This is a genomic window from Nitratidesulfovibrio liaohensis, from assembly GCF_011682075.1.
In the GTDB taxonomy this organism is placed as follows: Bacteria; Desulfobacterota; Desulfovibrionia; order Desulfovibrionales; family Desulfovibrionaceae; genus Cupidesulfovibrio; species Cupidesulfovibrio liaohensis.
This window is the reverse complement of sequence record NZ_VSMK01000038.1, coordinates 1-8826: the sequence shown is the minus strand read 5'-3', so window position 1 is coordinate 8826 and position 8826 is coordinate 1. Positions and strand designations below refer to the sequence as shown.

8 protein-coding genes are annotated in these 8826 nt (G+C 67.9%); 4 read left to right on the top strand and 4 right to left on the bottom strand.

Translation table 11 applies throughout. The features are described from left to right. Positions 1-693, bottom strand: a 693-nt coding sequence (locus FVW27_RS01785) for a hypothetical protein (protein WP_167122213.1), incomplete at its 3' end; no start/stop codon positions are given. A gap of 334 nt (positions 694-1027) precedes the next feature. Here FVW27_RS01785 and FVW27_RS01780 point away from each other — a divergent pair. Continuing rightward, positions 1028-1456, top strand: coding sequence for an Hsp20/alpha crystallin family protein (locus FVW27_RS01780; RefSeq protein ID WP_167122212.1), 429 nt, complete (start codon positions 1028-1030; stop codon positions 1454-1456). Continuing rightward, a complete protein-coding gene (locus FVW27_RS01775; RefSeq protein WP_208294568.1) occupies positions 1456-1887 on the top strand; it encodes an Hsp20/alpha crystallin family protein in 432 nt (143 codons plus the stop codon). Before FVW27_RS01780 ends, FVW27_RS01775 begins: the two co-directional genes overlap by 1 nt. A 126-nt stretch (positions 1888-2013) precedes the next feature. Here the strand turns inward: FVW27_RS01775 and FVW27_RS01770 are convergent, their stop codons facing one another. Beyond that, positions 2014-3237, bottom strand: a complete 1224-nt coding sequence (locus FVW27_RS01770; RefSeq protein WP_243838148.1) for a magnesium transporter CorA family protein — start codon at positions 3235-3237, stop codon at positions 2014-2016. A 209-nt stretch (positions 3238-3446) separates the two neighbouring features. Here FVW27_RS01770 and FVW27_RS01765 point away from each other — a divergent pair, with 209 nt between their 5' ends. Continuing rightward, positions 3447-4688, top strand: a complete 1242-nt coding sequence (locus FVW27_RS01765) for a response regulator (protein ID WP_167122211.1) — start codon at positions 3447-3449, stop codon at positions 4686-4688. Positions 4689-5295: 607 nt separating this feature from the next. After that, positions 5296-5811 (top strand): hypothetical protein, encoded by a 516-nt coding sequence (locus FVW27_RS01760; protein ID WP_167122210.1) that lies wholly within the window; start codon positions 5296-5298, stop codon positions 5809-5811. A 113-nt stretch (positions 5812-5924) separates the two neighbouring features. On the opposite strand, the gene surE is transcribed toward FVW27_RS01760, so the two are convergent. Then, positions 5925-6728: a 5'/3'-nucleotidase SurE gene (gene surE, locus FVW27_RS01755; protein WP_167122208.1), complete on the bottom strand. Its 804-nt coding sequence runs from the start codon at positions 6726-6728 to the stop codon at positions 5925-5927. Between the two features lie 103 nt (positions 6729-6831). Further along, on the bottom strand, positions 6832-8826 hold a 1995-nt coding region (locus FVW27_RS01750), incomplete at its 5' end, for a putative bifunctional diguanylate cyclase/phosphodiesterase (protein ID WP_243838147.1).

Below are 8826 nucleotides of genomic sequence, written 5' to 3'. Positions count from 1 at the left end.
CAGCCAGGTGCGCGCATCCGCCGAGGTGGCGTGGCCGAGGTCGGCGGCAAAGGCGTGCAGCAGGGCGGTGCGGGCGCGCTCGGAAAGTTCCTGCCGCAGCACCTTGCGCAGCAGCCCGTCACGAAAGTCCCAGGCCTTGCGGGCGGCGTCGTATTCGCCGAACAGGCGCGAAACGGCGGTAAGCAGCACGGCGTGGCGGTCCTGCCGGGGAGCGCCGTCGGCAGTGCGCAGGGGCACGGGCAGCCGCCCCTTGTTCACCAGGCGGGTCAGTTCGCGCCAGTACAGGGCGTAGCGCATGTGGGCGTCGTGTTCCGGCCCGTAGATGCCGGGGTGGAAGACCAGTACCCAGCCCTGCGGGGCGGGGATGGCTGCCGTCATTGCGGTAGGGGCGATAGGGGCGGTAGTGGCCGTAGTGGCCTTGGGGGCGGTGGGGGCAGCAGGGGCAGTGGGCGCGGCAGAAGCGGAAGACGCCGTGCGCGGGCGGGGTGCGTGGCGATGCGGGGCCAGTTCGGCCAGCGTGGCGGCGAAGTCTGCGGGCACAAGAATGCGCGCAATGCGTACCACGTCGGAAAGGCCGCGTGCCGCCCCGGCGATGACGCCCAGTTCCTCTCGCGCGGCCTGGGGGCCGGTGCCGCCTTCCGGGCCGCGCAGGGTGTCCGGCAGGTTCGCTTCCACATCCACCGAAATGCGCATGGGGTGCTCCTTGCATCGCGCCCCCCGCGGAATGCGGGGACGCGCCCCACCATGTAGAGGAAGCGCGAAGCCGGGTCAACCGTCCGGCGGAAGCGGTTTTCCAAGGCCCGGCGCGGGCTGCGGCCACAGTGGCCGATTTCGGAAGCGTCCGGCCCGGTTTCGGGCCGTCCCGAAAATGGACGTGCGACAAAGTGCACGCCGGGGGTGTTGACACCGCCGTGACCGGATTTAGCTAATTTCCGGAAAGGGTGCGGTGGATAGCGTGCTTCATTCGCGTGCCCCCGCACTGTGGCGATGGCAAATCATGAACGTGCCGAACCAAGGAGGTACCATCATGGTGATTGACTTCAGCACACTGTACGACATGCCGAAAAGTTTCGAGAGGATGTTCGACGAGATGTCGCGTTTGCATTCGTTCAGCTCGCGCCGCACTGCATACCCGTTGCTGAACGTGCACGAGAACGATGACGGCTACACTGTAGACGTCAGCGTTCCCGGCGTGGTTCCCGGAGATGTCGAGTTGACCCTTACCGATCGCAACCTGATCATCAAGGGCGAGCGCAAGGCCACCGAGGGCAGGTATTTCAGGCAGGAACGCCTGTCCGGATCGTTCCAGCGCATCCTGAGCCTGAACGTGCCCGTGGACCGCGACCGCGTTTCCGCCCGTAGCGAGAACGGCATCCTGCGGGTGACCCTGCCCAAGGCCGAAGCCGTGAAGCCGCGCAAGATCGCCGTCGAAGCGCAGGCAGGAGGTGTGCAATGATGCCCGACATTACCGAACGCAACGCCAGCCTGGCTCGCGCCCGTGAAACCGGCGACACCGAACGGGCCGCATCGGTGCGCGAGGGCAGCGCCACGCGCATCGAACGGGTTTCCCCGGCCACGGACATCATCGAACAGGCCGACGGCTTCCACATCCTGATGGACCTGCCCGGCGTGCCGCCGGACGGGCTGACCATCGACCTCGAAGAGAACGAGGTCACCGTCACCGGGCGCAGCAGCTATGCCCCGGCGGGCAACGACAGGCGCATGCACGCAGAGTTCGACGCCGTGGAGTTCGTGCGCACCTTCACCCTGTCGGACATGGTGGACAGGGAGCGCATCCGCGCCGTGCTCAAGGACGGGGTGCTGAACCTGTTCCTGCCCAAGGCTGAAGCCGCCAAGCCGCGGCGCATCGAAATCTCGCAGGGGTAACGCATCCCCACCGTCGCAATGAAAAGGCCCCCGGCAATGCCGGGGGCCTTTTCATTGCGGGCAGGCACGCTTCGCGCCCTTCGCGTCGATTGGCCAACGGGCGCAAGGACAATCGGGAGACAGTCCCTACCGGAACCAGCCGCGCTTGTGGAAGAACCACATCATGCCCCCGGCCACCGCCAGCATGCCGCCCAGCGCCACGTAGTAGCCGTAGTCCCAGTCCAGTTCCGGCATGTGGCGGAAGTTCATGCCGTAGATGCCCGCAATGACCGAGAGAGGCATGCACACCGCCGTGAGCACGGTGAGCACCCGGATGCGGTGGTCGGTGCGGCGTTGCAGGACCAGCAGGTAGAACTGGTACAGGTCGCGCAGGCGCATTTCCAGCCGCGCCTGGCTGCGGGCCAGGTGGCTCTGGTTGTCCATGATGTCGCGCAGGCCCTCGCGCTGGCTGGTCAGGGGCAGGGCGGTGGCCTGCAATGTCTGGAGCGTGGCCAGGCAGTAGAACTGGTCCTCGAACTGGATGGACAGCCGGGTGATGGCGCGCTTCAGCGGCAGGATGTCGTCGGGGCTGACCGCATCTGGGGTGTCGTCCAGCAGTTCGGCCAGCTGTTCCACGTGCGTGCGGGCTTCCATGTAGAAGTGCACGTTGGCGTCGATGCAGGCGTCCAGCAGAAAGATGAGCAGGGCCTGCACGCTGGCCTGGAGCGGCGCGTTGCCGGAGCGGATCATCTGCACCAGTTTGTCCAGCAGGGGGATGTCCTCGTCGTGCAGGGTGATCATGCGGCCAGGCAGGCAGAGTACGGTCAGGTAGCGGCCATGCAGCGCGATCCAGTCGTGGCGGGTGGGCAGGTGGACCATGATGCCCGAGGGGAACACGCTGACTTCGGGATAACGGCGCGGCGCAAGGCAGGCTTCGGTCACGTCGTCGGGCAGGTCGTAGGGGGCCAGAAAGCGGCCCAGGTCGTCGCGCGAGGTGGTGGTGACGTCATGCCAGATGACGGCAGGCCTCGGGGGCTCGGCACTGCCTGGCCAGATGTCGGCGGGCCTTGCGGGGTCGGCACCGTTCGGCGTCATGCCGGCGGGCCTTGCGGGTTCGGCACCGTTCGGCGTCATGTCGGCGGGCCTCGAAACCTCGTCACCATTTGGGGACATGGCGGCAGGGTTCGCGGGGGCGGCCCCGCTTGCCATGGCGGGGTCTGTCGTCCTCGGGCAGGCGCCGTTGGCCGTCGCGGGCGCTTCCGTGCCGGGCGGCATGGCGGCAATGGTGCAGTCCGGCGCCAGATGCAGGGTGCGTACGCGCAGGCTGCCCATGGGGGCGGCATCCGGGGAGGTCGTATAGGCTGTGGCCATGGCGGGTGTACTCCGGAAATGCGCACCGCGCGGGTGCGTTGATGGGGGCGTGTGTACCATCATTCGCGGCGTTGCGTAAGGGCGTCGCGCGGGAGCGGGGACGGTCGTGCGGTTCGTGCGTATGCGTTGCCTGAACGATGGGCGGATGCTAGACTTGTGCGGAGCCCGCCGCCTTGCGCAAGCCGGGCCGGATCACCAGGGGGGTGCCGATGGAATGTACGCAGCAGGACTCGCGGGACAAGTTGCGGGTGCTCTTCGTGGACGACGAGCCCAACGTGCTGCACGGGCTGCGTCTGGCGCTGCGCCATATGCGCGATGCATGGCAGATGTCCTTTGCCGGCAGCGGGAGCGAGGCGCTGGACATTCTTGCGCGCGAGCCGCACGACGTGGTGGTTTCGGACATGCGCATGCCCGGAATGGACGGGGACAGGCTGTTGGCCGAAGTGCAGCGTCGCTTTCCCGATACCTTGCGCATCATCCTTTCCGGCTATTCCGACTACGCCATGATCATGCGCACGGTGAAACCGGCCCATCAGTTCCTCAGCAAGCCGTGCAGCCACGAGGACCTGACCCGCACCGTGAATCGTGCCCTGCGCCTGCGCGCAGTATTGTGCAACCCGCGCATCAAGGGGGTGCTGGGGGCCATCGGCTCGTTGCCCTCGCTGCCGGAGGTCTTCGCCGCCCTGCGCGAGGAAATGGACAAGCCGGAGCCCTCGCTGCAACGCATCGGCGGCATGGTTTCGCAGGACATGGGCATGACCGCGTCGGTGCTCAAGCTGGTCAATTCCTCGTTCTTCGGGTTGCGCCGCCACATCGCCACGCCTCGCCAGGCGGTGGTACTGCTGGGGCTGGAGACGGTACGCGGCCTGCTGCTGCTTTCCGAGCTGTTCCGGCAGTTCACCCTGGCGCCGGAACTGGGCTGTTCCACGGACCTGCTGTGGCGCCACTGCACCGGGGTGGGGCGGTTCAGCCGAGCCATCGCGGCGGCGGAGGGGCTTTCGGCGGCGGAGCAGGACGACTGCTTCATTGCCGGGCTGCTGCACGACGTGGGCAAGCTGGTGCTGCTGGCCCACATGCCCGGGGAGTACGGTGCGGCCCTGGCGCGGGTGCGCGAGGGGGGCGCCACGGTGCATGATGCCGAGCGCGAGGTGTTCGGCGCCTCGCACGCCGAAATGGGGGCGTATCTGCTGGCGCTGTGGGGCCTGCCCGATGCCGTGGTGGAGTCGGTGTACCGCCATCACGCATCCTCGTGTGGCACCGAGGGTACGGCCTGCGTGGCGGCGGTGCATGCCGCCAATGCGCTGCACCATGAACTGGTGGTGCTGACGCCGGGCCGGGCGCCGCGACCGGCGGACAACGACTGGCTGGCGGCCTGCGGGCTTGAGGGGCGCATGACGGCCTGGCGCGAGGCGTGCACTGCCGTCCTGACCACGCAGGAGCCGGAAGCATAGCCGCGTCCCGACTGTCTCCGTACCGGCATGCCCCTGTCCATTCCTGTTTGTGGTGTTTCCGGTTAGCATCCGGTTAGCATCCGGTTTGCTTCCGTTTCACGTCCTGTTCGAAGGGGAAGGCAGTCCGGCGACGGCCCGACGAGTGCCTTTTGGGCTTGCCTTCGCCGCCCTGCGGGGGTAAGGAAGCCGTTCCGCAACACCCCGCCCGACCACAGGTGCCAGCCTGTGGTTTTTTTGCGGCGGTGGATGTTTTGCCACGGCCATGCCGCCGGTTTTCCATAATCCCCAACAGTTGCGTCCACGGGCCGATGCCCGCCGCACCCGGACCGAGCGTCCGGGGGCAGTGCGTCGTCCGCCCGCAGATATTGCGGACGCGTCGCGGAATGCAGGCCGCGTCAAAGGGGGGAAGGGCCGGTGGCGGCGCGCCGGGCATTGTTGCGGGGTACACGGATGCGGGCATGCACCCCGCCGGGTGCCGCGTCGTTCCCTTGCCGGGAATGGGCGGCCAACGGGCGCGGGGGGGATTCATTCTTTTCCGGGATGGCGGTACGCCCGGCGGCATGGCCGCCGGACGGCCCGTGTCGCCCGACAAGCGAAAGGTGTGTTGATGCGCAGTACAGGACTTGCCGCCGGGGCGATCATCGAGGCCAAGTGCACACGATGCAACGACATTACCGGCCATGTCATCGTGGCCATGGTCGGCGGTGAAGTGGTGAAGGTCGAATGCCGGGCCTGCGGCTCGGTGCACAAATACCGTCCCCAGAAAAAGGACGCCCCGCGCAGCGCCGCACCCTCCGTGCGCAAGGTGCGTGCGGGTGCCACCCGCGCCGAAGCCGTGGACGTTTCCAACTCGCGCTCCGAGGCTGCCCGCAAGGCTGCGGCCACCCGCGCCAATCAGCGGGCCGCGCGCGACGCCGAGGCCACCGAAGTGGCCTGGAAGGTCGCCATGACCCGCAACCCTGCGGAAAACAATCGTAAGTACAGCATGAGTGAAAGCTACGAAGTGGGCGAGATCATCGACCACCCGGTGTTCGGCCCCGGCGAAGTGCGCGCCGTGGTGCGCCCCGACAAGGTGGAAATACTCTTTCAGGAAGGCCTGAAGGTATTGCGCTGCGTCTGCTAGTTTTATCGCGGTGGCATTGCGCACCGCCGTGCGGACAACAAAAAACCCGGAGCTTGCTCCGGGTTTTTTCATGCGACGTGGTCTGATTGCTGGCCGGTTCGGTGTCCGTCAATTCAGCGGCCGCCGTCCAGCCAGGCGCGGATGTCGCCGAATGCGGTGCGCGCCGTAAAGTCGAGGGTCAGCGGGGTTACCGAAACCACCCGGTCCACGCTCAGGGCGTACACATCGGTTTCCGGCGATTCGCCGGGTGCGGCCCCCTTGGTCACGGTGGCGTCGCCCAGCCTGCTGCCCAGCGAGGGGGCGGCCAGGCGCGATTCGTAGTACATGTCCGGCGAAAGGCGGGTCAGCCGCCACGGCGTATCCGGGGTGGCCCCGGCGGGCACGTCTATCTTCAGCACGTGCACGTCGCCGGGCAGGCCGCGTTCCAGCACCATGCCCGCGAATAGCGTCAGAAAGTGCATGGCCGCGCTCCAGTCCTGCTCGGTGTAGGCGTGGTGCGATTCGATGCCCGTTTCCATGGATACCGCCAGTGCCGGAATGCCCCGGCAGGCCCCCTCCAGCGCGGCGCCCACCGTGCCGGAGCTGGTGATGCTGGCCCCCAGGTTTTCGCCGTAGTTGATGCCGGATACCAGCAGCGCGGGGGCGTAGCCGGGCATCACCTTCAGCCCGTGGCCCACCGTGGCCGCAGGGGATGCATCGCAGGCCCAGGCCTGCAACGGCGCGCCCGCCACGGCAAGTTCCACCTGTTGCAGGGTGGCGTTGCGGTCGCCGGTCTGGGCACGGCCCATGGCCGTCTGCTGGCGCAGCGGTGCGAACACGTCCACCCCGCCCAGGGGGTGCAGCGCCTCTGCCGCGGCCAGCAGGCCGGGCGAGTGCACGCCGTCGTCATTGGTCAGCAGGATGCGTGGTGCTGTCATGGTGTATTCCTCGGCGTGTTGTCCGGCGCATGGCCGGTGAGCGAGCGCCTGTCAGAGAGAGCCGGGGAGAGCCGGGGAGAGCCGGGGAGAGCCAGAGAGCCTGTCAGCGCGGTTCGGGCGTGGCGTGGCCGCTGGCTCCGGCTTGTTCCGGTCTGTTCGAATCTTCCGGTTTGCTGGAATCTGTCGGTCCGTCGGCATCCTCCGCACCTTCCGAAGCGGCGGGAACGCCCCCGGCGGCGATGAAATCCACGGCCCGGTCCTCGGCAACGGGGCGGGAAAAATGGTACCCCTGCACCGAGTGGCAGCCCAGTTCGGCCACGATGGCGAACTGTTCCGCCGTCTCCACCCCTTCGGCCACCACGTGCAGGCCAAGGCTGCGGCCCAGGGTGACCACGGTGCGCACTATCTCGCGGTTTTCCGCGTCCCCGGCCACGGCGGACACGAACGAGCGGTCCACCTTCAGGGTGTCCACCGGAAAGCGTTGCAGATAGGCCAGGGACGAGTAGCCGGTGCCGAAGTCGTCGATGCCGATGCCCACCCCCAGCCTGCGCAGGGCTTCCAGCCGCTGCAACGCACCGTCCGGATCCTTCATGATGGCCGTTTCGGTAATCTCCAGCTTCAGGGCTTCCGGCGGCAGCCCTGTGTCGGACAGGACGCGGGCCACGCGCCCGGTAAGGTTGGGCTGCGATGCCTGCCGCGCCGACAGGTTCACCGAAACGTACAGGTTGCGCGCGCCGGGCAGGGTTGCCCGCCAGCGGGCCAGGGTGGCCGCCGCCTGTTCCAGCACCCACTGGCCGATGCGCAGGATCAGCCCCGTTTCCTCGGCCATGGGAATGAACCGGGCGGGCGGCACCGCGCCTTCCGTGGGGTGCCGCCAGCGCACCAGCGCCTCGAAGCCCAGCAGCCGTGCGCCGTCCACGTCGAACACCGGTTGGTATTCCAGGTACAGCTGCTTGCGGCGCATGGCCATGGAAAGATCGCCTTCCAGGGTCATCATTTCCATGGTGTGGCGGTGCATGGCCTGGTTGAACACCCGGAACCGCCCCTTGCCCTGGGCTTTCGCCTGGTACATGGCGATGTCCGCGTCGCGCAGCAGTGCATCGGCGGTATCGTACCCCTGGGTGCGCAGCACCATGCCGATGCTGGCGGACGTACGCACCACCTTGGTGCCCATGCGCACCGGGCGTTCCAGCGCGGCCAGCAGGCGACGGGTGATCTGCACGACGCGCCGGGGCGAATCCACGTCTTCCAGCAGCAGGGCAAACTCGTCGCCACCAAGGCGGGCCACGGTGTCGCCCGCGCGCACCACCGGGCGCATGCGCCGGGCCACTTCCACCAGCAGGTTGTCGCCCGTGGTGTGGCCGTGGCTGTCGTTGATGAACTTGAAGCGGTCCAGGTCCAGCATCAGCACGGCAAAGCGGTAGCTGTCGTTGCGGCGGCGGCGCTGGATGGCCCTATCGATGCGGTCCAGCAGCAGGGCGCGGTTGGGCAGACCGGTAAGCGGGTCGTGCAGGGCGAGATGGGTCAGCATTTCCTCGCCCTGCTTGCGTTCAATGGCCACGGCCACCTGTTCGGCCACCGGCACCATCAGTTCCGCGTCGCGGGCCGAGAAGAATTCCGAATCCTCGTAGTGTTGCACCACCATGGCCCCGATGACCTTGCCCCGCGAGCGCAGTGGGGTGCCCAGCCAGGCCGCCGGGCGCGCCCCGAATACCGGGCGCGCCTCGATGTCGTCGCTGTGCAGGTGCACCTGCCTGCCGGTGCGGATGACCTCCAGCGTGGGGCTTTGCACGGCGGGGTCGGAAATGCGCTCCACCGGGTTGTAGCGGGCGTCGCGCTCGTCGGCGAAGTAGGCGAAGTCCAGCCGGTCTTCCGGTTCATTGACGAGGGCGATGAAGAAGTTGGGCGCCTGCACGTGGCGGCGCAGGGCCGCATGGATGGACAGGAACAACTCGTCCAGGTCGCGCGTTTCGTTGATGGCGTTGGCGATGTGGAACAGGATGCCCGCGATGGCGTCGCCCTGCTTGTGGTCGGTGATGTCGGCCAGGGCCCCGGCCACCCGGGTCAGCCGTCCGCCGGGGCCGCGCCGGGCCGCGCC

Coding starts and splice junctions, on each gene's coding strand:
- FVW27_RS01780 (WP_167122212.1), top strand. CDS start 1,028: ATGGTGATTGACTTCAGCACACTGTACGACATGCCGAAAAGTTTCGAG.
- FVW27_RS01775 (WP_208294568.1), top strand. CDS start 1,456: ATGCCCGACATTACCGAACGCAACGCCAGCCTGGCTCGCGCCCGTGAA.
- FVW27_RS01770 (WP_243838148.1), bottom strand. CDS start 3,237: ATGGCCACAGCCTATACGACCTCCCCGGATGCCGCCCCCATGGGCAGC.
- FVW27_RS01765 (WP_167122211.1), top strand. CDS start 3,447: ATGGAATGTACGCAGCAGGACTCGCGGGACAAGTTGCGGGTGCTCTTC.
- FVW27_RS01760 (WP_167122210.1), top strand. CDS start 5,296: ATGCGCAGTACAGGACTTGCCGCCGGGGCGATCATCGAGGCCAAGTGC.
- surE (WP_167122208.1), bottom strand. CDS start 6,728: ATGACAGCACCACGCATCCTGCTGACCAATGACGACGGCGTGCACTCG.